Origin of the sequence: Ligilactobacillus pobuzihii E100301 = KCTC 13174 (genome assembly GCF_000349725.1) — a bacterium.
In the GTDB taxonomy this organism is placed as follows: Bacteria; Bacillota; Bacilli; order Lactobacillales; family Lactobacillaceae; genus Ligilactobacillus; species Ligilactobacillus pobuzihii.
The window spans coordinates 34,567-60,725 of record NZ_KB714698.1 but is presented as its reverse complement, the minus strand read 5'-3'; the positions used below and the strand labels follow the sequence as shown (position 1 = coordinate 60,725).

The 26,159-nt window shown below is 36.9% G+C and carries 27 protein-coding genes; 23 read left to right on the top strand and 4 right to left on the bottom strand.

The genetic code is table 11. The annotated features are described in order from the left end of the window. Positions 1 to 2 precede the first annotated feature (2 nt). The 15 genes from LACPOB_RS0107915 to recD2 all read left to right on the top strand — a co-directional run bounded on the left by LACPOB_RS0107915 (position 3) and on the right by recD2 (position 15,287). On the top strand, positions 3 to 425 hold the full coding sequence (locus tag LACPOB_RS0107915; RefSeq protein ID WP_017868300.1) for a cell division protein SepF: 423 nt from the start codon (positions 3 to 5) through the stop codon (positions 423 to 425). Positions 426 to 437: 12 nt separating this feature from the next. Next, a complete protein-coding gene (locus LACPOB_RS0107910) occupies positions 438 to 704 on the top strand; it encodes a YggT family protein (protein ID WP_017868299.1) in 267 nt (88 codons plus the stop codon). Positions 705 to 706: 2 nt separating this feature from the next. Next, entirely contained in the window at positions 707 to 1,495 is a 789-nt protein-coding gene (locus LACPOB_RS0107905; RefSeq protein WP_017868298.1) for a YlmH family RNA-binding protein, read from the top strand. Positions 1,496 to 1,527: 32 nt separating this feature from the next. Further along, the gene (locus LACPOB_RS0107900; RefSeq protein WP_017868297.1) at positions 1,528 to 2,274 is read left to right on the top strand and encodes a DivIVA domain-containing protein; all 747 of its coding nucleotides are present in this window, start codon (positions 1,528 to 1,530) and stop codon (positions 2,272 to 2,274) included. Between the two features lie 327 nt (positions 2,275 to 2,601). Further along, positions 2,602 to 5,400, top strand: coding sequence for an isoleucine--tRNA ligase (gene ileS / locus LACPOB_RS0107895; protein WP_017868296.1), 2,799 nt, complete (start codon positions 2,602 to 2,604; stop codon positions 5,398 to 5,400). 171 nt (positions 5,401 to 5,571) lie between these two features. Continuing rightward, positions 5,572 to 6,558, top strand: coding sequence for a diaminopimelate epimerase (gene dapF, locus LACPOB_RS0107890; protein WP_026142796.1), 987 nt, complete (start codon positions 5,572 to 5,574; stop codon positions 6,556 to 6,558). Between the two features lie 42 nt (positions 6,559 to 6,600). After that, on the top strand, positions 6,601 to 7,146 hold the full coding sequence (locus tag LACPOB_RS0107885) for an NUDIX hydrolase (protein WP_017868294.1): 546 nt from the start codon (positions 6,601 to 6,603) through the stop codon (positions 7,144 to 7,146). A gap of 1 nt (position 7,147) precedes the next feature. Continuing rightward, positions 7,148 to 7,468 (top strand): hypothetical protein, encoded by a 321-nt coding sequence (locus tag LACPOB_RS0107880; RefSeq protein ID WP_017868293.1) that lies wholly within the window; start codon positions 7,148 to 7,150, stop codon positions 7,466 to 7,468. 54 nt (positions 7,469 to 7,522) lie between these two features. After that, entirely contained in the window at positions 7,523 to 8,206 is a 684-nt protein-coding gene (locus LACPOB_RS0107875) for a 5'-methylthioadenosine/adenosylhomocysteine nucleosidase (protein ID WP_017868292.1), read from the top strand. A gap of 73 nt (positions 8,207 to 8,279) precedes the next feature. Continuing rightward, positions 8,280 to 9,422: a cysteine desulfurase family protein gene (locus LACPOB_RS0107870; RefSeq protein WP_017868291.1), complete on the top strand. Its 1,143-nt coding sequence runs from the start codon at positions 8,280 to 8,282 to the stop codon at positions 9,420 to 9,422. A gap of 22 nt (positions 9,423 to 9,444) precedes the next feature. Next, on the top strand, positions 9,445 to 9,786 hold the full coding sequence (locus LACPOB_RS0107865) for a cysteine desulfurase (RefSeq protein ID WP_017868290.1): 342 nt from the start codon (positions 9,445 to 9,447) through the stop codon (positions 9,784 to 9,786). A gap of 216 nt (positions 9,787 to 10,002) precedes the next feature. After that, complete coding sequence (gene mnmA, locus LACPOB_RS0107860; RefSeq protein WP_017868289.1) at positions 10,003 to 11,130, top strand: tRNA 2-thiouridine(34) synthase MnmA; 1,128 nt, start codon at positions 10,003 to 10,005, stop codon at positions 11,128 to 11,130. 275 nt (positions 11,131 to 11,405) lie between these two features. Next, on the top strand, positions 11,406 to 12,062 hold the full coding sequence (locus LACPOB_RS0107855) for a histidine phosphatase family protein (RefSeq protein ID WP_017868288.1): 657 nt from the start codon (positions 11,406 to 11,408) through the stop codon (positions 12,060 to 12,062). Positions 12,063 to 12,094: 32 nt separating this feature from the next. Beyond that, positions 12,095 to 12,769, top strand: coding sequence for a tetratricopeptide repeat protein (locus LACPOB_RS0107850; protein ID WP_017868287.1), 675 nt, complete (start codon positions 12,095 to 12,097; stop codon positions 12,767 to 12,769). A 4-nt stretch (positions 12,770 to 12,773) separates the two neighbouring features. Further along, positions 12,774 to 15,287: an SF1B family DNA helicase RecD2 gene (recD2, locus tag LACPOB_RS0107845; RefSeq protein ID WP_017868286.1), complete on the top strand. Its 2,514-nt coding sequence runs from the start codon at positions 12,774 to 12,776 to the stop codon at positions 15,285 to 15,287. Positions 15,288 to 15,361: 74 nt separating this feature from the next. On the opposite strand, the gene LACPOB_RS0107840 is transcribed toward recD2, so the two are convergent. From LACPOB_RS0107840 to LACPOB_RS0107830, 3 genes are all read right to left on the bottom strand, one after another. Beyond that, positions 15,362 to 16,336 (bottom strand): diacylglycerol/lipid kinase family protein, encoded by a 975-nt coding sequence (locus tag LACPOB_RS0107840; protein WP_017868285.1) that lies wholly within the window; start codon positions 16,334 to 16,336, stop codon positions 15,362 to 15,364. Positions 16,337 to 16,418: 82 nt separating this feature from the next. Beyond that, entirely contained in the window at positions 16,419 to 18,095 is a 1,677-nt protein-coding gene (gene rnjA / locus LACPOB_RS0107835) for a ribonuclease J1 (RefSeq protein ID WP_017868284.1), read from the bottom strand. Then, positions 18,092 to 18,310 (bottom strand): DNA-directed RNA polymerase subunit epsilon, encoded by a 219-nt coding sequence (locus LACPOB_RS0107830; RefSeq protein WP_017868283.1) that lies wholly within the window; start codon positions 18,308 to 18,310, stop codon positions 18,092 to 18,094. Before LACPOB_RS0107830 ends, rnjA begins: the two co-directional genes overlap by 4 nt. A 336-nt stretch (positions 18,311 to 18,646) precedes the next feature. On the opposite strand from LACPOB_RS0107830, the gene LACPOB_RS0107825 reads away from it, so the two are divergent. Then, the gene (locus LACPOB_RS0107825) at positions 18,647 to 19,138 is read left to right on the top strand and encodes a hypothetical protein (RefSeq protein WP_017868282.1); all 492 of its coding nucleotides are present in this window, start codon (positions 18,647 to 18,649) and stop codon (positions 19,136 to 19,138) included. A gap of 55 nt (positions 19,139 to 19,193) precedes the next feature. Here LACPOB_RS0107825 and def read toward each other — a convergent pair whose 3' ends face one another. Next, entirely contained in the window at positions 19,194 to 19,754 is a 561-nt protein-coding gene (def, locus tag LACPOB_RS0107820; protein WP_026142794.1) for a peptide deformylase, read from the bottom strand. 224 nt (positions 19,755 to 19,978) lie between these two features. Here def and LACPOB_RS0107815 point away from each other — a divergent pair, with 224 nt between their 5' ends. The 7 genes from LACPOB_RS0107815 to LACPOB_RS12480 all read left to right on the top strand — a co-directional run. Further along, positions 19,979 to 20,896, top strand: coding sequence for a Rossmann-fold NAD(P)-binding domain-containing protein (locus LACPOB_RS0107815; RefSeq protein ID WP_017868280.1), 918 nt, complete (start codon positions 19,979 to 19,981; stop codon positions 20,894 to 20,896). 2 nt (positions 20,897 to 20,898) lie between these two features. Then, entirely contained in the window at positions 20,899 to 21,189 is a 291-nt protein-coding gene (locus LACPOB_RS0107810) for a UPF0223 family protein (RefSeq protein ID WP_017868279.1), read from the top strand. Positions 21,190 to 21,193: 4 nt separating this feature from the next. Beyond that, positions 21,194 to 21,970: an inositol monophosphatase family protein gene (locus LACPOB_RS0107805; protein ID WP_017868278.1), complete on the top strand. Its 777-nt coding sequence runs from the start codon at positions 21,194 to 21,196 to the stop codon at positions 21,968 to 21,970. Between the two features lie 136 nt (positions 21,971 to 22,106). Further along, complete coding sequence (gene typA / locus LACPOB_RS0107800; RefSeq protein ID WP_017868277.1) at positions 22,107 to 23,948, top strand: translational GTPase TypA; 1,842 nt, start codon at positions 22,107 to 22,109, stop codon at positions 23,946 to 23,948. A gap of 258 nt (positions 23,949 to 24,206) precedes the next feature. Next, positions 24,207 to 24,488: a DUF1507 family protein gene (locus tag LACPOB_RS0107795; RefSeq protein ID WP_017868276.1), complete on the top strand. Its 282-nt coding sequence runs from the start codon at positions 24,207 to 24,209 to the stop codon at positions 24,486 to 24,488. An 8-nt stretch (positions 24,489 to 24,496) separates the two neighbouring features. After that, positions 24,497 to 25,699 (top strand): FtsW/RodA/SpoVE family cell cycle protein, encoded by a 1,203-nt coding sequence (locus LACPOB_RS0107790; protein ID WP_026142793.1) that lies wholly within the window; start codon positions 24,497 to 24,499, stop codon positions 25,697 to 25,699. Positions 25,700 to 25,760: 61 nt separating this feature from the next. Next, on the top strand, positions 25,761 to 26,159 hold a 399-nt coding region (locus LACPOB_RS12480), incomplete at its 3' end, for a biotin carboxylase N-terminal domain-containing protein (RefSeq protein ID WP_017868274.1).

Below are 26,159 nucleotides of genomic sequence, written 5' to 3'. Positions count from 1 at the left end.
AAATGTCACTGGGAGATAAAATCAATAGTTGGTTTGGCGACTATGATGATGGTTCTTCACAAAATGATTTTCAAAGTCAACAATCAGACGATGAAATACCTCGTAGTCAGCGTTCACGTGTAATGTCGCTACGTAATGGTAAGAGTGGTGAAGTTGTCGATAAGAAAATAATGTTATTTGAACCTAGTATTTTTTCTGATGTAAAAGCTATTGCTTCTCGTTTACTCGAAGGTGAGGCGGCTGTAATAAATTTTCAAAAAATGGATAACCAGCAGGCACATCGAGTAGTTGACTTTTTATCAGGAGTTACTTTTGCGATCGATGGTGAAATGTCACGTGTAGGTGAGACAATATTTTTGTGTACCCCAAAAGAATTTACTGTTGAAGGTGATATTACTGAAAATGCACGTAAGACTGAATTTTAAGGAGTTTTGGACTTGTTTTTATCAATTATACAAGGATTGTTTCATCTGTACTCCCTGGCTATCTTAATCTATGTTTTAATGTCATGGTTTCCAGGTGCATATGAAACAAAATTAGGCGAAATTTTAGCAAGGGTCTGTGAACCATATTTAAGTCTATTTGATTTTATACCACCGGTTTTTGGTATCAGTTTTGCTCCATGGGTTGCTTTGATCGTCTTAGAATTAATTCAGAGTGGTTTATTTTACCTAATTGCTTTGATTTTCTATGGAGGAGTTTAAAGATGGCTGCTAGTGATTCGATTTATCAGCATTTCCGGGTTGAAGAGGCACCATTGATCGATGCTTTAAATGATATGATCAATCAAGCTGCGAGTGAGTACCGCCCCATTCTGTCACATTTTTTAAATCCTCGCGAATTATTTATTGCACGTACCATGGTTAATATGCAAGGTAATGTTAATATGAGTTCATATGGTGGAATAGAAGATGCAGAAAGAAAACGGGCGTTGTTTTATCCAGATTACTATGAACCTGAATCGACCGATTTTCAGATCACCTTGATGGAGGTCATTTATCCCCACAAATTTGCAGTTTTGCATCATGGCAGTATTTTAGGTACTTTGGTAAATAGTGGGATTCAACGTGAAGTGTTAGGTGATATTATTACTGATTCAAAACGTTGGCAATTTTTTGTAGAAGATCCGATCGCCCCTTTTTTAAAAGGTGAAGTTGACCGGATCTCGCGAGTTAAAGTCCGTCTACAAGGCCGCCCCATTAGTGAAAGAGTGTCACAAATCAGTGAATGGGAGGAAGTTGAAGATACCGTTTCTTCTCTACGAGCTGATGCCTTGATATCTCATTTTTATAATCTATCGCGAAAACATGCAAAGGACCTTTTTCACGCACATAAGGTTCAATTAAACTGGATGGTGCTTGATAAACCAGATTATGAATTGTCAGATTATGATATTTTATCTGTTCGTGGATATGGAAGAATTCGCTTGAACGAACAAAATGGAGTATCAAAAAAAGGTAAATTAAAAATAAGTGCAGCAGTTTTAAGAAAGTAGTATGCTTTAATTAAATTAGGAGGTGTTGGTCAATGACATTGACCCCGTTGGATATTCATAATAAAGAATTTCACGTTAAGCTTCGCGGTTATGATCAGGACGAAGTGAACGATTTTTTAGATCAAATTATTAAAGATTACGAAATGACACTCCAAGAAAATGAAAAGTTAAATTCGAGCTTGGAGCAAAGTAATGAAAAGCTTAAATATTTTAATGATTTAAAGGATTCTTTAAATCAATCAATCATTGTAGCACAAGAAGCCGCTGACAAGGTCAAAGCTAATTCGCAGCGCGAGGCAGATATTATACAACGTGAAGCGCAAAAAGAAGGCCAAGACGCAATTGATCAAGCAAATGAAAAAGCTCGACATATCATTGACCAAGCCTCGCGTAAAGCAACACAATTAGCTACGGAAACTGATGGCTTAAGAAAACAAGCGCGGATTTTCCGGCAGAAACTACAAGTAATGATGGAGTCTCAGCTCGAAGTTGTTAAGGGTTCAGAATGGGATGACATTTTGAAACAAGGAGAAACAAGTAGTTATGAAGAGATTCAAGATGCCTTACGTCACGATGAGGACCTTGACAACCAAGCTGCTGCTGAAGTAGAATCAGAAGAAACGGCTAATGGAAGTACTGATGAGATTCATACAGAAGCTCAAGAATCAGACGTGGATGATGATGATACAGTTGTAATTTTTCCAGAAGCAGCTGCTGAAGAAGACGACGAAGGTCAACATTTCGCCCAGGCAGAAGAGGACGAAGAAAATAATCAATAATCAAGATCAATTGGAGAACAAGAATTTCAGTGAACATCTCAGCGAGTCGGTAACAGGTGAAAGACCGATGTTTGTCAGCTGAATATTTATCATCTCCGTATTTGTTGAATTGAATTGTACATAAACACTTAGTAGGTTCGACCGGCTGATGACCGTTAGTTCATTTGTAAGGATTTTAACGTAACGATTTTTTATAATTGAGATCATTAAAATCGAATTTGGGTGGTACCACGAAAACTTCGTCCCTTTTGGGCGGGGTTTTTTTGTTTATCGTCCGCTATTTTATCGATAGTATTATTTTAAGACACATTGCAAAGGAGCAAAATAATGAGAATAAAAGATACTTTAAATCTTGGTAAAACTAAATTCCCAATGCGTGGTAACCTGCCTGTTCGTGAAGTTGAAAGACAACAAGAATGGGAAGAAAATAAGGTTTATGAAAAACGCCAAAAGTTAAATGAAGGTAAGCCTTCTTTTATTTTGCATGACGGCCCTCCCTATGCAAATGGAAACATTCATATGGGACATGCTTTAAATAAAATTTCTAAGGACTTTATTGTTCGTTCCAAATCAATGATGGGCTTTCGCGCACCGTACGTTCCTGGTTGGGATACTCACGGTTTACCAATTGAGCAACAATTAAAAAAAGCTGGTGTTGATCGTAAGTCAATGACAGTTAATGAATTTCGTGAAAAGTGTCGTGCATATGCATTAGAACAAGTTGATAAACAGCGCACAGATTTTAAGCGTTTAGGTGTGACAGGTGAATGGGATAATCCATATGTTAGTCTTGATCCGTCATTTGAAGCACATGAAATTCGCGTTTTTGGTAAAATGGCTGAAAAGGGTTTGATTTATAAAGGAAAGAAGCCAGTTTTTTGGTCTTGGTCATCTGAATCTGCATTAGCTGAAGCTGAAGTTGAATATCATGACGTGACTTCTCCATCGGCCTTTTACGGTGAAAAAGTTATCGATGGGCAAGGAGTTTTAGAAGACAATAATACTTATATGGTAGTTTGGACAACAACACCATGGACAATTCCTGGTTCAGAAGGTATTACGATCGATGCAAATTTTGATTATGTTGTGGTTAGTCCTGAAGGTGATCAAAAGAAATATGTCTTGGCGGCTGAATTACTTAATCAAAATGCTGAATTGTTTGGTTGGAAAAATGTGAAGGTTTTGCAAACCGTTAAAGGTGATCAATTGGAAAATGTGCTTGCACAACACCCATTTTATCCTGACCGTAAGTTGGTCACGATGTTAGGAGATTTTGTGACACTTGATGCTGGGACAGGATTAGTTCATACTGCACCTGGTTTTGGTGAAGATGACTTCAATGTCGGTCAACAATATGGCTTGGATATCGTGGTGCCTGTTGATGACAAAGGTTATTTAACTGCTGAAGCAGGCGCTGAATTTAAAGGCGTCTTTTATGATGATGCTAATCAAATTGCGCTTGATAAGTTAGAAAAGGCCGGCTTGTTGTTAAAAGAAATGGATTACGAGCACTCTTACCCATTTGACTGGCGGACAAAAAAACCGATCATCTTTAGAGCTACACCACAGTGGTTTGCATCTGTAGACAAGATTAGACAGCAGATCTTAGATCAGATCGATGGAGTTAAATTTTTCCCTGAATGGGGGCAAAAACGCTTATATAATATGATCAAAGATCGCGGAGATTGGGTTATTTCACGCCAACGTGTTTGGGGAGTTCCGTTGCCAATTTTCTATGGTGAAGATGGTACTGCAATTATGGAACCAGAAACAATCGAACACGTTGCAAAATTAGTAGCTGAACATGGCTCTAATATTTGGTTTGAAAAAGACGCAAAAGATCTCTTACCAAAAGGATTTACAAGTAAACATTCACCACATGGCCAGTTTACTAAAGAATCGGACATTATGGATGTCTGGTTTGATTCAGGTTCTTCACATCAAGGAGTGTTGGCAGATCGTGATTATTTAACTTATCCTGCAGATATGTATCTTGAAGGTTCTGATCAATATCGGGGCTGGTTTAATTCTAGTTTGATCACTAGTGTTGCATTTTCTGGACAAGCTCCATACAAACAGGTCTTATCTCAAGGATTTACCTTGGATGGTAAGGGCCGTAAGATGAGTAAATCGTTAGGAAATACGATCGTTCCTGAAAAAGTTATCAAACAAATGGGTGCAGAGATCATCCGTCTTTGGGTTTCTAGTGTAGATACTTCAGCGGATGTACGTGTTTCAATGGGGAGCTTCCAACAGATCTCTGAAAGCTATCGCAAGATCCGTAATACCATTCGTTTCTTGTTAGCTAATACTACTGATTTTGATCCTGAAACTGACCGAGTTCCATACCAAGACCTAGAATCTATCGATCAATACATGCAAGTTAAGATCAATCAGTTTACGAAAGATGTTTTAGATGATTATGCAACCTACAGGTTCATGGATATTTATAAACATTTGATCAATTTCTTGACGATTGATCTCTCCGCTTTTTATCTTGATGTTGCTAAAGATATTGTTTATATTGAAGCAGCAAATAGTCATAAGAGACGTTCAATGCAAACAGTTTTATATGATGTTGCCGTTCGGTTAACTAAGCTATTAACACCGATCATTCCGCATACAACTGAAGAGATCTGGAAGTATTTGAAAGAACCAGAAGAGTTTGCTCAATTAGCTGATATGCCAACTGTTGATCATTATGATGGTGAAGCAAAATTGGTTGAAAATTGGGATAAATTTATGCAGATCCGTTCTCACGTATTCAAGACTCTGGAAGAAGCACGTGATCAAAAACTGATTGGTAAATCGTTTGAAGCACATGTTGATTTGTATGTCACAGATAGCGTTCGTCAATTATTGGATGATCTTGATACTAACGTTCGTCAAGCTCTGATCGTTTCAGGCTTAGGTATTGAGGACTTTGATGATGCACCAGAAACTGCTGACAAATTCGATAATGTAGCTGTTCAAGTTACACATGCTACTGGTGAAGTTTGTCCACGTTGCCGGATGGTTAAAAATGATGTCGGGCAGGATAAACATTTTCCTGAGCTCTGTCAAAGTTGTGCAGCAATCGTTGCCAAAAATTTCCCTGAAGCTGTACAAGACGGACTAGAAAAATAATTATATAGTTTTTTAAAGTCAAACGAGAAACCGTATTCCTCTTGTTTGACTTTTTTAAGTATTTTATTTCGCAGACTATGATAAAATTTGCTATCATTATACTGCTAGAGTCAATTTATTATCGGATAATTGAATGAATTTTGAAAATTTTTGAATGAGAGGAAAATGATGGTGAGACTATTAAAAGTTCATGGTTCGGGTAATGATTTCTTTTTACTTGACCAAATGGAAGCACAGATACAGTTAACTGAAGATCAGCTTAAACAACTGGCACAGTCTATATGTGATCGTAAAAGAGGACTTCATGGTGGTGCTGACGGTTTGTTATTAGTTTTAAAGTCCGCTCATAAAAATGTTGTTGCAAGAATGCGTGTAATAAATTCTGATGGTAGTGAAGCGAGTATGTGTGGGAACGGTCTAAGAACAGTCGCTCGTTATGTAGTAACTAAAGAAAAAATATCCCCGCAAATTAACTTTAAAATCGAGACAATGTATGCGGACCTGCAAGTTAAAGCTGCTGCAAACTTAGCTTCAGATGTGCCAGCTTATGAAGTGGAAATTTCCCCTGTCAGTTTTGCTGATTCAAAAATTGGGATGCATGTTGGTCAAGCTACTTTGCAAAATTCTTTAGTTCCCGCCTTGTCTGATTCTCTGAAGTTTTCGGCTGTAGCGGTTCCTAACCCACACTTAATCTCATTTGTTGATCAGCAGACCTTAAAAAGCAATCAACTAGTTAAAATGGCAACTTATTTAAATAGTGAGAATCCATATTTCCCAGATGGTGTGAATGTTAGTTTTGTCCAAAAGATTTCGTCAAATGAAATATTTGTTAAAACTTTTGAACGAGGTGTTGGTTTAACTAATGCTTGTGGAACGGCAATGAGTGCTTCAAGTTTAATTTATGTATTACAACAGCTGGGCCAAGCAGGATTAGAACAGACACTCAAAGTTTTAAATCCGGGTGGAATGGTGCAAACTATTGTGCATCAGCGTTTGGATGGTAGCTATTGTATCTCTTTGATCGGTAATGCAACTGTAACTGCTAGTGTTAGTCTTGATGCGAAAGAAGCTATGTTTGGTAACTTTTCACAAGTTAAATGGTCTGAAACTGGTGAACAACGAGCGTACGAAAATTTTGTTGATTCACTTAAGAAATAATTTAAAGAAGTATGGCGCTAAATAGTGAAAGGTAGTGACAGCATGGATTTTGAAGAAAAAGTTAAAAATGTACAACATATATTTAAAGGTCATGTTATTAACCTAGATATGGAAACAGTTGAATTACCAGATGGCAGACAGGCTCAAAGAGAAATCGTACGACATCATGGGGCTGTTGGAGTTGTGGCTGTTACAGCTGCGGATAAAATGGTCTTTATTCGTCAATGGCGTGCTCCTTTAGGCAAAGAGACTTTAGAGATACCAGCAGGAAAAATTGAACCAGATGAGCAAAAAAGTCCATTAGAAACTGCAAAAAGAGAAATGAATGAGGAAACCAGTTATCAAGCACAAGATTATGAATTGTTATCGACTTTTTATAGTTCACCTGGATTTTCTGACGAATTGATGTATTTATATCACGCGACTAATTTAACGCCAGTTGAAACAAAATTGCCACAGGACGCAGATGAACTCTTAAAAATCGAAGAACTATCAGGCAGTGAAGTAAAACAGGCTATTGAAAATGGTGAGATCTGTGATGCAAAAACTATTATGGCAGTTTTGTATTGGAATTTAATGGAGCAATAATATGGCAGATGAAGAAAAGTTAAGTCGGAGAAAAAACACACAAGAGCGACAGTCTTTATCTTGGTGGAAAAAATTTAAAAAAAATAAAACTCAACAAAAAGTTGAGCAAGATGACCCGACAAATAATGGTCCCAAAGAAACTCAGTCCAATGTTGAACAAGAAGATCAGCATCTTTCTCGTAGTCAAACTAGATTAGATAGGCAAGGATCTAATGAAGACGATAAACGAAAAAAATTAGGTCGACGATTAGATATTATAATTGCTATTTTGATAGTCTTGATTATTCTAGTATACGTTTTTATGCGATTTGTTAATTTTTAACAGCTATTGGAGAGTATTTCTACTTATCATATGAATTAAAAGGAGTTTTTAGTAATGAAGTACGGTATTATTTGTGCAATGGAAGAAGAAATCAAGGAATTATTAACTCATTTAGAAAATAAGCAACAAACAGAAATTGGTGGTACTGATTTTTATGAGGGGACGATCAACTCACGTCCAGTTGTCTTAGTTCGTTGTGGAATCGGTAAAGTTCAGGCTGCGATCACAACTGCATTTTTGATTGTTGATTTTAAGGTCGATGCAGTTATTAATTCGGGTTCAGCTGGCGGGATCGGAAAAGGTCTTCATGTCGGAGAGCTTGTATTGTCAACGGGTGCAGCCTACCATGATGCAAATGCTATCGCTTTTGGTTATAAAATGGGGCAATTGCCACAACAACCACAAATTTACGAAGCTGATGAAAAGTTGGTAAATAAAATTGCACAAGCTGCTCAAAAAACTGGCTTAGAAACTAAAAAAGGATTGATCGTCTCTGGTGATCAATTTATTTCTGATAGTCATGAGATCAAACGAATCAAAGAAATTTATCCTGAAGCTTTGTGTTGTGAGATGGAAGGTGGAGCAGTTGCTCAAACTGCTTACCAGTTTAACGTTCCGTTTGCGATCATTCGTGCGATGTCTGATGTTGGCGATGAAGATGCTGGACAGAGTTTCGATAAATTTATTATTGATGCTGGCAAGCGTTCAGCACAGATGATTTTGAATTTTTTAAGTTAAATGAAATGGATCTCAGATAGGTGGAAAATTCTAATTAGAGGTTTTATATAAGGAATCAGAAGGTGTAAAACAATTGAAACATATATATCTTGATAACGCAGGTACGACACCAATGGCTCCTGCTGTTATCCAAAAAATGACAGACACTATGACAGCGACTTTTGGAAATGCTTCAGCGACAAACTATTATGGTCGGCAGGCACGTTTTGTCTTGGACAATAGTCGACATGTGATCGCCCAGTCAGTGAATGCTCAAAATGATAATGAAATTATATTTACGAGTGGTGGTACAGAAAGTGATAATACAGCTATTGTTGGTACAGCATTAGCTCGCAAAGATCTTGGAAAACATGTGATCACAACTAGTATTGAACATGAAGCGGTACTTAAACCGATGCATTTTTTGGAAACGCAAGGTTTTGAAGTCACTTATTTGCCAGTGGATCAGAATGGCGAGATATCCTTAGAGGATTTAAAATGTTCTTTGCGTGATGATACTATTTTAGTTTCGATTATGACGGGTAATAATGAAGTAGGTGCGAAGATGCCTATTCATGAGATCGGTGCTATTGTGGCTGATTCAAATGCTTGGTTCCACACGGATGCCGTGCAAGCTTATGGATTATTAGATATTGATGTAAAAAGGGATAATATTGATTTATTATCAACATCGGCTCATAAGTTGAATGGACCTAAAATGTGTGGCTTTTTATATTGTCGCGCAGATCATAACTATGAATCAATACTTAAGGGTGGTGACCAGGAACTTAAAAGGCGAGCTGGTACAGAAAATATTCCTGCCATTGCGGGTTTTGCAGAAGCTGTTAAATTGAACTCTTCAGAGGTTAAGTTCGGTCATTGCCGAAATTATTATGAATTTAAGCATCAGCTAGTTGATGGTTTAAAAAATAATGGTATTGATGTTGAAGTTAATGGGAAACTTGATGAAGGTGAATTACCGCATGTCATTAATTTGTGGTTCAAACACCGTCCGTCAGATGTCTTATTGACCAATTTAGATTTAAAAGGGATCTCTGCTTCAGCAGGCTCAGCATGTACAGCAGGATCATTAGAGCCTTCTCACGTTTTGACGGCGATGTATGGAAAAGGATCTCCAAGAATTAGCGAGTCACTGCGCTTTAGTTTTGGAGCTTTTAATACAGCTGCTGATATTGAAGCAGTGATCACGGCATTAACAGCAATTATCAAAAAATAACATTATTGAAAGGTTGGAAAAGATGGCAACTGCTAAAAAGACCCAAATAAAAGGTAGTCAACAGATTTATAGTTTAGCGCAGGATATCAAGAGATATTCTTTACGTGATGCGGGTTTTACAGAAAAGAAAACTGGTAAATTCCAGTTAGAACGAGGTTTAGATCCGAATGTTTCATCCAAAGTTAGTATGAAATTAAAAATAGTTGTTGATGCAGACCTGAAAAAATTTAAAATGTCAACTACTACAGCAAATGGGCTAAAAGAGGTCAATATTTTTAAAACAGGAAATGTGGATACTCAGGTCGAACAGCTTGGCTATTTGATAAATGATCTGCAGGAACGCGAGATCTTAAAAAAGGTGTAGTTTTCTTAGTAAAGAATGCTTCAATCAATTTGCTCGTAACGGGATTGTTTTCCGCATGTTATTTATTAGTGTTTTCTAACTAATAATAAGCTTTTTGGATAAATTGCGTCGTGAAATCTTTAAAAAAACTAGCCCTTGTGCTAAACTTAAATTTACTGAATAAAACGACCTTCAAATCGTATAGATTCAGAATCTAAATGAATGATGGTGAAAAAAATGGTAGATAACAGCCATACCCGTGTTGTAGTTGGGATGAGCGGTGGCGTTGATTCATCTGTTTGTGCCTATTTATTAAAACAACAGGGTTATGATGTGGTTGGTGTGTTCATGAAAAACTGGGATGATACAAGTGATAGTGGTGTTTGTACGGCTACTGAAGACTATCAGGATGTTGCTAAAGTTGCCAGCGAGATCGGTATTCCTTATTATTCCGTTAACTTTGAAAAAGAATATTGGGATCGTGTTTTTACGTATTTTTTGGATGAATATAAAAATGGACGCACACCTAATCCAGATGTAATGTGTAATAAAGAAGTTAAATTTAAGGCATTTTTAGATTATGCTTTAGAGATTGATGCGGATTACGTTGCGATGGGACATTATGCACAAGTTTCTAAAGACGAGGACGGTACGATCCATTTGTTACGTGGGGCAGATGATAATAAAGATCAAACCTATTTCTTAAGTCAACTGAGCCAAAAACAGTTAGAGAAAGTTATGTTCCCAATTGGAGGCATGCAAAAATCAGAAGTTCGTCGTATTGCTGCAAAAGCAGGTTTAGCGACCGCAAAAAAGAAAGACTCTACAGGAATTTGCTTTATTGGGGAGAGAAATTTCCGTCAATTTTTGAGTGAATTTTTGCCAGCCCAACCAGGGAAAATGGTCACGATCGATGGTGTAGTCAAAGGTGATCATTATGGTTTAATGAATTATACGATCGGTCAGCGCCGTGGTCTAGGAATTGGTGGCGATGGTCAAAGTAATGACCCGTGGTTTGTAATTGGTAAAAACTTAGAAAAAAATGAGTTATTAGTTGGTCAGGGATATGAAAATGAACATTTATATGCGACCTCATTGGATGCTACGAAGCTAAACTTTATCGCACCGATCGATGAATATGGCACAGATTTTCACTGTACGGCTAAGTTTCGTTATCGTCAAAAAGACGAAGGTGTGACTATTCATTTGAATGATGATCTTACTAAAGTGATCGTAGACTTTGACCGACCTGTTCGTGCCATCACACCAGGGCAAGAAGTTGTTTTTTATGATGGCGAAGAATGTTTAGGTAGCGGGACGATCGACCATGCATACCAAAAAGAGCATACTTTACAATATGTGTAATTGAAAAGTGGTAAGAGGCTGGGACCAAACAATATCCCAGTCTCTTCTTTTGTTAAAAATAATCAAATTATCGCTTCTAATTTTTACAGCATAAACGCGTTTCAAAAGTCTGAATTGTAAATGGCATTACATACCGGCTTCAAAACAACTTTTGTCCCGCTCTCTTTTTGTTTAGAAAATAGCTGAAATACTGGGCTCAAAGGGATAGATATGTTGAACTTATATTCCTTTATGTGCGATAATAAGTTTATTATTCGAATAAAGGACGGCAATATATGACACAATTATTTTTTATTAGACATGGACGGACTGAATGGAATTTAGAGGGAAGATATCAAGGGGCACATGGAGATTCAGCGTTACTTCCTGAAAGTTTTAATGAAATTGACGAGTTAGCAGATTTTTTAAAAAAGTACGATTTTGCTAAGATATATTGCAGCCCGATCAAACGTGCTCGAGTTACAGCCCAAAAGTTAGAATCACAATTACCTCAATCGATCAATATCGTGGCCGATGCTGCTTTTGCAGAATTTGATTTAGGTAAAATGGAAGGTATGCTTTTTAAAGATGTAGAAAAACAATATCCCAAAGAGTTAGATGCTTTTAGACATCATCCAGAACATTATGACCCCACAGAAATTAAAGCAGAATCTTTTCAAGAATTATTTGCTCGTATGACTCCTAAAATATTAGAAATTTGTCAACGCTATCCTGAACGAAATGTCATCATTATTTCTCATGGTGCTGCACTTTGTGCTGAGATCCGTTATTTGCAGGGAATACCTTTAGAGCGTATTCGTAGTCGTGGAGGTTTGACGAATACCAGTACGACTATTTTACAGACCTTAGATGAAGGCAAACATTTTAAATGTTTGGAATGGAATAAAACTGACTATCTTTCAAGGCAGCTGACAAAAAACGATACAGTATAAAGAATTAATAATGTGTGCGAGGAGGAGTGATTATGACAGAAAGAGCAGAATTGCAACATAAAAATGATCAGATCATAAAAAAAATGGTTAAAGCTTTAGATGAAGATCCATATGACCCTAAGCGCTATTATGATTTAGGGAGTATGTTAACTAAAATACAGAGTTTCCAACAAGCTGAAGAGCTATTTTTAAAAGGATTGAATGTTTTTACAAAAGACCCTTCTAAACATGGATTGTTACATTATGGTTTAGGAAATGTGTATTATGCAACAGGCCTTTATGAAAAAGCAATTTCTGAGTATTCTAAGGTTAAGGATGCGAAATTAAAAGCAGATGCTTTATTGATGATAGCGCAAGGCTATTATGCGCAAAATCAATACCAACAAGCGATGGTTTTTTCTTTGACTGCTAGTGAAAATGCAACGCGAGATCCTGCGCCTAAAGTACTGCTAGGGGACTGCTTTTTGGCAACGGGGGATTTTCAAAATGCACAAAAATATTATGACGAATCGTTAGTTTTGAATAAAAAGGATATCCATGCTAATTTTCAAAGAGGATTAACTGCACTAGTTCAAGGACAAGAAGCAGATATTTATTTTACTAGAGTTAAGAAAAGAGATCCGCAATATTTTAAAAAACATCAAGAACGTTTGAACGATATTGCATCATTGCTTAAAAAACAAAATGGAAAAGGTGGCAGGGAGTAAAAAAGTGGCACAAGAAAATATTGAGCTGTTTGGCACTCCCCAATTGCGTGATGAGGCTTACGTAGTTGGTCAGGTCACGCAGGTCTTTTTTCAATCATCGGCAAATTTTTATAAGGTTTTATTGGTAAAAATTAAAGAGAAAAACTTTGACTGGTCTGAAAATACGATCACAGTAACAGGGAACTTTGCTGATATTAAAGAAGAAACACCTTATCGCTTTACGGGACGTTTGGTCAAACATCCAAAATATGGGCAGCAATTTCAGGCTGAAAATTACCAAACAGAGGTTCCTAATTCTAAGGAAGGTATAGTAACTTATTTATCAAGTAGTCAGTTTCCTGGTATTGGTGAAAAAACCGCACAGAAAATAGTGGGTCAGCTGGGCAATGATGCTGTTAATTTATTACTGCAAGATCCCCAAAAAGTTGAAGAATTAGGACTTAGTGATAATCAGAAAAAATCATTACTTGCTAATTTAAGGGCCGACCAAGGCATTGAGCAAATAATTATTGGATTGAATAGTTTAGGCTTTTCAAGCAATATGGCTGCCCGTATTTACGGATATTTTCAAGAAGATACTTTGAATACTATTCATGATGATCCTTATCAACTTTCGATCCATATTAATGGGATCGGTTTTTATCGTGCCGATCAGATAGCTGAACAGCTAGGGTTTGAAGCGGATGATAGCGGTCGTTTGCGTGGTGCAATTTTTCATGTCTTGTATGATTTTAGTAGTTCGGACGGAAATATCTATATTCCGGGTGATCTTTTGTTACAAAAGGTCCAGCAGTTATTAGAAGAAGGACGTAACGTTCAAATTGACCCAGATAAAATTGCGGACGAACTTATTAATTTATTGCAAAAAAGATCGTTGGTTGTTGAAAATAATAATTTTTATTTAAAAAAATACTTTTATGGTGAGTGGGATATCGCGACTGAATTAGGTCGAATAATGACGTCAGATGAAGAACAGCAAATGCCGACAAAAGAACAACTATCAAATGATCTTAGTAAGATCGAAACGCAAATGAATATAGAATATGATGAAGTCCAAAAAGAAGCAATTATAGCTGCTTTGACTTCCACAGTATTCTTGCTGACGGGCGGCCCAGGTACTGGGAAAACAACTATTATTAATGCCATTGTGGCTTTATATGCTTATGAAAATAATATCGATCTTGATAATGTAAGGCACTTGCCGATTTTGTTAGCTGCCCCAACAGGACGTGCTGCTAAACGAATGAGTGAAATGACGGGGTTGCCAGCCAGTACTATTCACCGATTATTGGGAATCAATGGACATGAAGATGGATTACCTGAAGAAGTTGATGATTTGGATGGGACTTTGTTGATCATTGATGAAACGTCAATGGTGGATACTGATTTAATGAAAGTATTAGTTCAAAGTATACCAGATAAAATGCAGGTAATTTTTGTCGGCGACCGTCATCAGTTACCCTCAGTTGGTCCGGGGCAGGTTTTTGCCGATATGTTGGAAAGTGATGTTTTACCGAAAAAGGAATTGACGAAAATTTACCGTCAAGGTGAGTTTTCATCGATCATTTCATTAGCGCATGCAGTTAATGAGGGTAAAATCCCTGCTGATTTTAGTCAGCAACAAAATGATCGTTCTTTTATCTCTTGTAGTGCGCAACAAGTTCCACAAGTTATTGCAAAAATTACAGAAGTTGCTATAAGGAAAAATAATAATAAAGATGATATCCAAGTTTTGGCTCCTATGTATCGGGGCCCAGCTGGTATAGATAACCTTAATGAGCTTTTACAGAAAATTATGAATCCACACCGCCCACGACAAAAGAAAATTGAAGTTAAAGGTCATCAGCTAAGGATCGGTGATCGAGTTTTACAATTAGTAAATGACCCAGAGAAAAATATTTATAATGGTGATATTGGTGAAGTAGTCGGAATTGATATCGGCAACAAGAAAGAGAAAGCTGGTCCTGATAGCGTGACAGTTTCTTTTGAACAAAATGAAGTAGAAATTGAGAAAAAAGATTGGAAAAATCTTACTTTAGCTTACTGTTTGTCGATTCATAAGTCACAAGGTGGAGAATTTCCGATTGTGATTTTACCAATGGTCAAACAATTTTCACGGATGTTTGCACGAAATCTTTTGTATACTGCAATTACTAGAGCTAAATCAAAACTTATTTTGGTGGGAGACATTGATTCTTTTAAGCAGAGTGTTTCAAAAGTTTCGCATAATCGGCTGACAACATTGACGCAACGTTTGCAGGCTGAATTAGGTGATGGTGATCTGGTTGAGACTGAAGATGATATAGACCAACAAAATAGTTCAGAAAGTAGTATTAATGAGAAAAAAATACCCAAGCAAAACCAAGATTTCAATATAAAAGGAAATGTTATCAAAGATAATAGTAGTCAGGATACTGAAAATACTCAAGGACCACATATCTTAACTGTAGAATTGATCGATTCACAACAAATTGATCCTATGATCGGTATGCAAGGTCTTGTTCCATATGATTTTTAAGTCAAGTTTAAAAGTATTAAAAAAGGTTTCAAGTCAATATATACATTCATGTGTATATTGGCCTTGAAACCTTTTTAATGTCTTTCTTTAACAGGAATACTTTGAACATCGATCCAGAAGGGATATTTAATGGTTTTGAAAAATAAGTCAAAATACTGATTAGGTAACTCTTCACCATCAATTTGACCAAACTCTAAAGAATTAATAACAATATGGATCTCTTTATTTTTGTAATGGTGTATACCAGGAAAGCGCCACTGTTTCCTAAAGTAAACCATGATTGCTAGTAAGAAAAATTTAAAAAAGTTCATATTGTCTGCAACTACTAGGTCAAGTTGCTTGTCAGTTGCATTTGCTTCGGGTGACAAAACCATTCTTCCAGTCATGAAAGGTTGGTTAGAAATGTTTACGATATATGAGTGCTGAAAAAATTCATAGCTATCACCAATTCGAAGTGTAACAGGAAAAGCTTCTTGATCCATATACGCTTTGAATAAGGCTGAAATGTAACTTAAAAATTTTAAATGGAATTTTCCAGATAGTTTTGAAGATTTTTTATGGTGCAGCATGCTAATAAGATAAGCATCTTGGCCAACGCTATAATCATTTAAAAAATACCCTTGTGTGTTATGGGACATTTCTTGATAATAACCAACATCGTAATAAGTAACTTCTTGGGCGTTTAAAGATTGTTTTAAGGCTGACAAAGGTTCTTTGGCTAGACCGATCCCACGAGCAAAACTATTATTATTGCCAGATGGAACGAAACCTAAAGGTATATCAATAGTTTTTGCATCCTTTATACCATTAAGGGTATCGTTCAGTGTTCCGTCACCACCAACTACAATGAGCACATTTTTGCCTTGATTTTTAGCGGATAATTCAGATACATATGAACTAGCAATTTTACGTGCGTCGCCAAGGTGATGGGTCAGTTCAAAAGAATAATTAATATTTTGAGAATCTAATTCGTTTTTAACCGCTTGCCAGATGGATTTGGCTTTTCCATTGTTAGCATGGGGATTAACGATCAGAAAAAATGTACGCAAATCTAAATACCTCCCTTCAAAAATTTTTTAGCATAAATAAAACCGGAAATACCATTTGGTAGTCCCGGTCCTTTAACTAATTTTAGACAGTGACAAACATTGGTAAGATCATAGGATGTCTTTCAGTTTGATCGAATAAAAACGATTGTAAATCTGATGTAACGGCCTCACGGATTTTCGCCTCTGTTACATTATCATCCTTTAAAGTTCGTTTGATAGTACGATTTAAAAGACGACGACCTTTATTGATCAATTCCCCAGACTCGCGCATATAAATAAAGCCACGAGATAAGAGATCTGGACCCGCCAAAATTCGTTTCTTTTGCATATCGATCGTAGCCACGACTACGACGATCCCATCTCTAGATAAGATACGACGGTCACGTAAAACTACATTTCCAATGTCTCCAACACCGGAACCATCGACATACACATCACTGGCATCAAAATGCCCCGCAACACGGGCTGAATCACTTGTTAGTGCTAATACATCACCGTTCTCTAAGATAAATGTATTTTCTATAGGAACATCACATCTTTGAGCCAACTCTGTGTGTATTTTTAACATCCGGTATTCACCATGGACAGGCATGAAATACTTAGGTTTCATTAAACGTAACATGAGTTTTTGTTCCTCTTGTCCACCATGTCCGGAAGCATGAATGTTATTGACTTTACCATGAATAACTGTCGCACCTGCTTCTTCTAATTCGTTGATCACACGGTTAACACTTAGAGTGTTACCAGGAATAGGGGAGCTAGAAAACACGACAGTATCGTTAGGCTGAATAGAAACTTGACGATGAGTACCATTTGCGATACGACTTAAAGCAGCCATTGGTTCGCCTTGAGATCCAGTACATAAGATCATGATTTTATTGGCTGGAAGTCGGTTGATCTCACGTGCATCAACTAACGCATCATCCGGAATATCTAAATATCCTAATTCGCGACCATTTGCAATCGCTGCTTCCATACTTCGCCCAAAAACAGCAATTTTACGACCACGGTTGATTGCTGCAGTCGCAGCTTGTTGTACCCGAGAAATATTTGAAGCAAAGGTGGCAAAAATAACACGACCATCTACTTTTTCAAAAATTTGTCGAATAGATTTGCCGACCCAACGTTCCGATTTAGTGAAATTGGGTATCTCAGCGTTTGTACTATCAGACAACAAACATAAAACGCCTTCTTCACCTAATTTTGCCATCTTTTGTAGGTTAGGTGGCTGATTGGTGATGGGTGTCAAATCGAATTTATAGTCTCCCGTGCAAACAATGGTTCCAGAAGGCGTTTTGACTGCAACACCCAATGTGTCAGGAATTGAGTGAGTAGTACGGAAAAAAGAAACGCTTGTTTTTCTAAATTTTAAAACTGTATCTTCATTAATTTCGTGTAATTCCGTCGTTCGTAACAAACCATGTTCTTCTAATTTGCTTTTGATCAATGCTAGAGCTAACGGTCCAGCATAAATCGGTACGTTGAGTTGCTTTAATAAGTAAGGAACTCCACCGATATGATCTTCATGTCCGTGAGTGATCACGAGCGCTTTTATTTTTTGCTTATTTGCCACCAAGTATTGGTAGTTTGGTATAACGTAATCGATCCCTAATAAGTCGTCTTCAGGAAACTTTATTCCCGCGTCGACAAGGATAATTTCATCTTGAAATTGAATGCCATAAGTGTTTTTTCCAATTTCATCCAAACCACCGACTGCAAAAACAGCCGTTTCATTGTTTTTGACATGCAGTTTTTTCATTTATTGAACTCCGTTAATTGAAAATTAACACTTTGCTGTTCATATTTCAGCGAAGCGTCATCGAGCTTTTCAATAAACTCGATATTGTGGTCCGTTTGCTCTTCGACCAAAGCCCGTGCTATCGCTTCTGAATCTGCTTCTAAATATAAAGATTCAGTAGATTCACGACGAGGATTGATCCTTTTGGTTGGTTGATAATATACTTTAAAAATCATCTAATAATCTCCTTTATTACATAATAGAACTGTTCTGCGTTTTAGTGACGCAAAAAATAAATTCCGAACATGGATCGTATACACGATATTTAGTATTATTTTAGCATAGAAAATCTAGCAAGTATAGAAGAGGGCATAATCGTTTATAATTTAATTATATTTTTAGTGTTTGGATTTTGTTTTATATAATCGATGAACTAGTGGAAGTTTAAAAAATTCTATTTTGAACAGAAGCTCATTCTTACTAGCGGGTACTGATTATTTATATATTACTATGTTAAAATAAACTTAGAGCAATACTATTTAATCGAATCAATCAAACGAAAGGCAGATTTTATGAAAATTATTTTAAGCCTAATTATAGTACTGTTAGTAGCTATTCTAGTTATTTTTCTTATTAAGAAACGTAAGGATTCTCAGTTAAAAAAGAAGCAAAAAGAATATGAATACTTAGTAACTAAGTCCATGAAGGAATCGCTTGGCCAAGTTAAAGTAGCTGGATTTAATGGAAGTGAGGTTTCTTTTGATTCAGCTACTATTTCGCCAGTTTCAAAGGTATGGGGATTAAACGTGGTGGTGTTTGATTATTCTTTTTTTGCAATTGATTTAGACAAAGAAAAAGTTAACTATATCAGGAAAGAACTGAAAAGTATGCTGGAAAAGTTTGCTAGAGAGAAAAACTTGATGATGGATAACGGCAGGTGTCCTTTAGTTGTTTCAGATATGTGGTCGCGTGAGGGCAAACTTAATGTAGAAGTCGCATACCTGATCAATGAAGAAACGCTTGGCTATGTACATGACTTAAAAAGAATCGATAATAATAAATAAAGCAGCTGACACATTACCAATGTCAGCTGCTTTCATGTATTAATTAAATAGACTTTTAATTGATCAATACTCCACCTTCGGGAGCTTCGAAACGTTTATCTTTATTGATATGATCATAAAATAATACACCGTTCAAATGATCAAATTCATGCTGTACTACGATCGCAGGGTAATCTTTTAAGCGAGTAATATGTTTATTTCCCTCCAGATCAAACCAACGTAGTTTGATCCTATCATGTCGCCAGACATAACCTGGCACATCTTCATCGACAGAAAGACAACCTTCTCCTGTACCTAAAGCAGCACCTTGCACTGATTCGCTTAAAATCGTAGGATTAACAATGATTTCTTTAAAGGCAGCGGGTTCTTCTTCATTTTCAGCTGGGACTAAAACTGCGGCCATTCTTGTTGGAGAACCAACTTGTGGGGCTGCCAATCCCACACCTGCTCGGAGATGGTATTTTTCTGCAAGTTTTTCATCTTGACTAACTTCTAAATATTCCATCATTTTATGTCCCATTTCGATTTCCTTAGTAGAAAGAGGAAAATTTAATTCTTTAGCTCGTGAACGCAAAACGGGATTTCCGTCACGAGTAATATCGTCCATTAATATCACGTGTATAATGCCTCCAAAAAAGATAATTACTATACTATTCTAGCATAATTAGAAGTGTTATGGTTAAAAAGATGAATTAGTTTTGGTTACATGAGACCTTATTTTTGAATTTTGTTTGATAGACTTTGTAATTTGAGCCAAAAGACGAAAATTTTCACTTATAATAGTTTGTGTTAGAATAGTTAAACAGAACAGTTAACGTAAATTCCATGGGAGGCGTGAACATGACTAAAAACGTTTTGATCTGTGGGAATGATCCGTTAGTGGAAGCAATCTTACAGCATAATATTATTGAAGATAAATCAATTAATTTTATTTGGTACCAAAAAGAAGTAGAACTTTCTGATGCTGTTCAAGATGTTTTGACTTCTGGAGTACTAGCTAAGAATTTAGGCTTGACAGCAACCAATACGCCAGATTGGAGCAGTATTGATTTGTTATTAATAGGTGATCTTGGTGTAACTGAAAATGCTAATTTGGAGTTTCAACAAAAGTCACGTTCTGAGATCCATTGGACGCAAGTGATCATGAACCAAGCGATGGCGAATAATTTTGCTGGTAAAGTTTGCTTTTTGACAGGGCATTGCGAAGAACAGGTCTTTTCGGCACTACACTTTTCAGGTTTACCGAACAACGCAATTTTTGGTTTAGGTACTTTTCCCTTATCAATTTTAGCTGAAAAATTGATAAGTAATATTTTAAAAATTGATGCACGTCAGGTTCATGTAAGTGTCTTGGGAACGTCTGCTAATGCCCTGCCAGCTTGGAGTAGAGGGTTAGTTGCCGGTACGCCGTTACTTTCTTTAATTGCTCAAGAAAACAGTTTATTCAGTCAAGATGAGCTGACAACTATTGAGGAACAATTAAACAGATGCTCAAAAAGAAGTTTATTGCCAGCGATTTTGGATGCTCTTGATCGTGTATTTGAGGCTTTATTTACTCCATTTGCACAGAGTATCCCATTAACACACCAAGTTGAATTAGGTGGCGAGAAAATTGCGATCAGTGAGCCTGTCTTATTATCTACGCAGGGTGTTTCTACTTTACCTACTGTTAATTTATCCGAAGATGAAAAACAGCGCTTCGTAGGAATTAAGACAGATGTTTTATCTGAAATTCAAGCTTTGGTAAGGGGACAGTAGTTATGGTTCTAGAAAATTATGAATATCCTCTAATGCCTGAATGGAATGTTTCAGGAGTTATCGTTGCTACTGATTTGTATCAAGCCGTAGAAAAATTATATACAACTGGCATCAAACGAACAGAATTTTTGGACAAATATCAAAAATTTTTGGACTTAGAGCCTGCCAAAATGATTCAAAAGCAATTAGATAAAAGATTTAAAGAGGTTTCTGGATATAGTATTTATACTGCAAGTCAGTATGTATTGAAGCATGAGCAAAAATTTGTTCATTGTCAAACATCAAAGGGGTGATCCAATGTATGATCAACAACAGATCCACCAAGAAGTCAAACAATGGTTTCGGCAAGTGCGCCCGCGAATTTTGGAAGGACGTGAAAGAGGCTTAGACATTGAAAATAAAACTTCCCGCCTAGACCTTGTTACAAACATCGATAAAGAAACAGAAAAATTTTATCGCCAGAAAATTGCAGAGAGCTTCCCGGGTTCATCGGTTTTGGGTGAAGAAGGATCAAAAGATGATATTAACAATGCGCCAGGACTTTTTTGGGTGATCGATCCAATCGATGGTACAATGAATTTTGTTAAGCAAGGTGCAAGTTTTGCCAGCATGATAGCTGTTTATTATCAGCAAAAACCACTTTTAGGTTATATTTATGATGTTGTGCATGATCATTTATATTGGGGTGGACATGGTTTGGGCGTTTATTGTGATGATAAACAATTACCAGTTCCTGAAAATACTGCCCTGAAAGATGGCTTGTTGGGGGTGAATGGTCCGATGCTGATGTCGAATTACCGTAATTTGCAAGAGGTCGTCAAACAAAGTGCAGGAGCGCGTATATATGGTAGTGCAGGTATAGAGTATATCCATGTCCTAAAAGGCAAGTGTGTTGGGTACCTATCACATCTTAGTCCATGGGATTATGCTGCCGGCAGCATTTTAGCAGAAAGTTTGAATTTGAGTGTGAAAACGATTGACGGTAAGACGCTAGACGTGGTATCATCAGGTGATGTACTGGTAGCAACGGATAAGGCTTATAACCAAATATCCTCTTTAATGGCTGCCGAATGATAGCCGATGACTGTGGCTGCATTGTCACAGTTTTTTTATGCCAGGTTATGAAAATAATGTCAAAGTTTTCACAAAAATATGAAAAAACAATGATATGTTTACTGTAGGATCTATAAGATGAAAGGAAGAAGAAATTTTGAAAACACGTGATGATATTCGTAATGTTGCTATTATCGCCCATGTCGATCATGGTAAGACTACTTTAGTTAATGAAATGTTAAAACAATCAGATACACTTGATGAACATTCACAAATCGGTGATCGTGCGCTTGACTCAAATGATATTGAAAAGGAACGTGGCATTACTATCCTTTCTAAGAACACAGCTGTTCGTTATCATGACAAGCAGATCAATATCTTGGATACGCCAGGACATGCTGACTTTGGTGGTGAAGTAGAACGGATCATGAAAATGGTCGATGGTGTAGTATTAGTCGTTGATGCTTTTGAAGGAACGATGCCACAGACCCGTTTTGTATTGAAGAAAGCCTTTGAACAACATTTGACACCAATTGTTGTTATTAATAAAGTTGATCGCCCAGGTGCGCGTCCAGACGAAGTTGTGGATGAAGTCCTCGATTTGTTTATCGAATTAGGAGCCGACGAAGACCAACTTGATTTTCCAGTTATTTATGCTTCAGCTATGAATGGGACCTCATCATTGGATCCTGATATTAATACACAAGAGCATACAATGAATCCAATCTTTGATACAATCATTGATACTATTCCTGCACCGATCGATAACTCCGATGAACCATTACAGTTCCAAGTAGCAATGCTTGATTATAATGAGTTTGTTGGTCGTGTTGGTGTTGGTCGTGTGTTCCGTGGAACTATAAAAGTTGGCGACCACGTTACGGTTATGAAACTTGACGGTAGTCAGCAAAACTTTAGAGTTACAAAGTTGTTCGGTTATTTTGGTTTACAACGACTTGAGATCAATGAAGCTAAAGCTGGTGACTTGATCGCTATTTCTGGTATGGAGGATATTTTCGTTGGTGAAACAATTTGTCCAGTTGACAAACCGGATGCTTTGCCAATCTTGCGAATCGATCCACCTACATTGCAAATGAACTTTATCACTAATAATTCACCATTTGTTGGTCGTGAAGGTGACCATGTTACTGCGCGTAAATTGGAAGACCGTTTGAAGTTACAATTGCACACCGATGTTTCGTTACGTGTTGAAGATACAGAATCTCCTGATACATGGGTCGTTTCAGGTCGTGGTGAGTTACACTTGTCAATTTTGATCGAAACTTTACGTCGTGAGGGATTTGAATTAGCTGTTTCACGTCCACGTGTTATCTTGCGTGAAGTTGAAGGCAAACTATCAGAACCATTTGAAAATGTTACGATCGATACACCAGACGAATATTCAGGTTCAATTATTGATGCTCTTGCGCAACGTAAAGGCGAAATGACTAATATGGAAACTGGAAATAATGGTCAGACACGTTTGACATTTTCAACGCCTACTCGTGGCTTGATCGGTTTTGATTCTCAATTCCTTTCAATGACACGTGGTTATGGTATTATGAACCATACTTTCGCTGAATATAAACCGGTGATCCGTAACTGGGAACCAGGACGTAGAAATGGTGCGCTTGTGTCTATTAACCAGGGTAAAGCAACAACGTATGCTATTATGGGTGTTGAAGGACGCGGTACGATCTTCGTAGATCCAGGTACAGAGATTTATGAGGGAATGATCGTTGGTGAATCAGCACGTGAACGTGATATTTCCGTGAACGTTACTAAGGGTAAAAACCTGACTAACGTGCGTCAGTCAAGTAAAGATCAAACAGCTTCGATCAAGATGCCAACTCATTTGACTTTGGAAGAATCCTTGGAATTCTTAAACGAAGATGAATTATTGGAAATTACTCCTGAATCGATTCGTTTGCGTAAGAGTATTTTGAATACTAATGCACGTGAAAAAGAAGCAAAAAAAGCAAAAAAAGCAACTAAATAGTTTTTATAGGGCTGGAAGATAAATTCCAGTCTTTTTTGTATGACTTGAAATATCGCAATAAATTTTCTTTGCTTAAAAATTGTTAAATCTGTATAAAAATAAGTTTCACACTGTTTTGTTAGCTAATTTTGCAATATACTTAATAGGTATAGGTTAAGGATCGGTATCGATAGGATCGAATTAAGATAATTGTGTCCAACTTTTTTAAGATATCTTTCTATATGATATAATTGCCCAAGTGGTGAAAGGAGAAAAGAAATGAAGCAGGCGGTAGGAAAAAAAGATGCGTTAGTTATTTTACAGGAAAGTGCTGCTAGCATTCGTCAGTTGATCGGTAACCAAAAATATGCGTTATGTATAACTGATTGTCCGGCGTTCGATGACGTGGCGGATACGCGTGTTTATGGTTTTTCTTGTCAGGTCCAATTTGCTGTTTCCTGTGGTTTATTAACAAGTACAGAAGGAGAGCAGATGGTGAATGACTTAGAAAATGACCTTGAAGTAATCAAAAAAGAAGCTGTCGATCGTTCTGCTCAGTAAAGTGCAACATGATGAAAAAAATTAGAGAGAAAATAAAATATTTTGATAATTACTTGTTTGTTCCTTATATAATTCTTTGCGGTGTCGGGGTTATTATGGTTTATTCAGCTAGCTCGATTAATCTTTCTTATGGTGGGATTCAAACTGATTCCTATTTATGGAAACAACTAATGTTTGTAATAATTGGTGTTTTAGTTTTATTGACAGTTTGTCATCTAAATCCTAAATGGTGGGCTAATACCAAGTTTCTTTTTATTAGCTATGGAGTGCTTATATTGTTGCTAGGTTTTGCTTTGCTTTTCACCAATCCAATCAACGGTGCTAGAGGTTGGATCACCTTAGGCCCTATTAGTATTCAACCCGCAGAATTTTGTAAGTTGTTTTTAACGATGTTTATGGCACGGTTAATGACACTTAGGGAAAAAGGCTTAGAACAAGGGCTGATTTATAGCCGTTCCTCTAAACTAAAACCGTATATTTTAGTTGCTGTTATGTTGGGACTTATTATAATTGCGCCCGACTTTGGTGGTTTTATGATCAATTTTATGATTGTTTTAATAATTGCTACAGTATCTACTAATAATGGACAATTGTCTTATAAAAAGAGAACATTTGCGTGGTCTGCAGTTGTTATAGCGACACTGATCGTTGTACAGCTTCTAAGATTGGGTAATCCGTTAGGTGGGACTAAATATGCTTATATGTACTCTCGCTTTGAAGCATTCTTCGATCCATTTTCAGTGGCAGATTCATCTGGGAAACAATTGGTCAATTCATACTATGCTATTAGTAATGGAGGGCTTTTTGGTCTTGGATTAGGAAACAGCATTCAAAAAAGAGGATACTTGCCCGCACCCTACACTGATTTTATTTTGTCAGTTATCAATGAAGAACTTGGATTTATTGGGGCTGTAGTGATTTTAGGATTATTGTGCTTTATCATTGCTAGGATCTTTTTGATTGGCATCAGATCTAAGAATACTTATAATACCTTGTTTTGTTATGGCATTGGTTCATATATGCTGGTTCAGTCTTGTTTTAACATAGGTGGAGTTTTAGGTCTTTTGCCTATTACAGGCGTGACCTTGCCGTTTATTTCATATGGTGGTTCCAGTATGTTGGTACTCTCTTTGTCGGTAGGGATGGTAATGAATATTTCCGCTAATCAAAACCGCGGAACAGAGATAGATATTACCGATAAGCGTATTTAAATAAAGTAGTTTGTTAATGATAATTATGTTAAAAGTTTTTTTATGAAAGTGGTGTGGTTAAATGAAAAAAATTTTAATTGCAAATCGTGGTGAGATCGCGAATAGGATCATTCGTGCGTGCCATGAATTAAAAATTAAGACAGTAGCAGTGTATGCTAAAGAAGATGAATATGGTGTACATAGGTTTAAAGCCGATGAGGCGTATTTGATAGGGGCAGGTAAAAAGCCCATCGAAGCATATTTGGATATCGATGATATTATTCATGTTGCCAAAATGACAGGTGCCGATGCAATTCATCCAGGCTATGGCTTTTTAGCTGAGAATGAAGAATTTGCACGTAGTTGTCAAGAAGCTGGGATCATTTTTATTGGACCAACTGTTGAACAACTCCACATTTTTGGTGACAAGGTAGCTGCAAAGCAAGTTGCAACCCAGGCAGGATTACACACGATCCCTGGT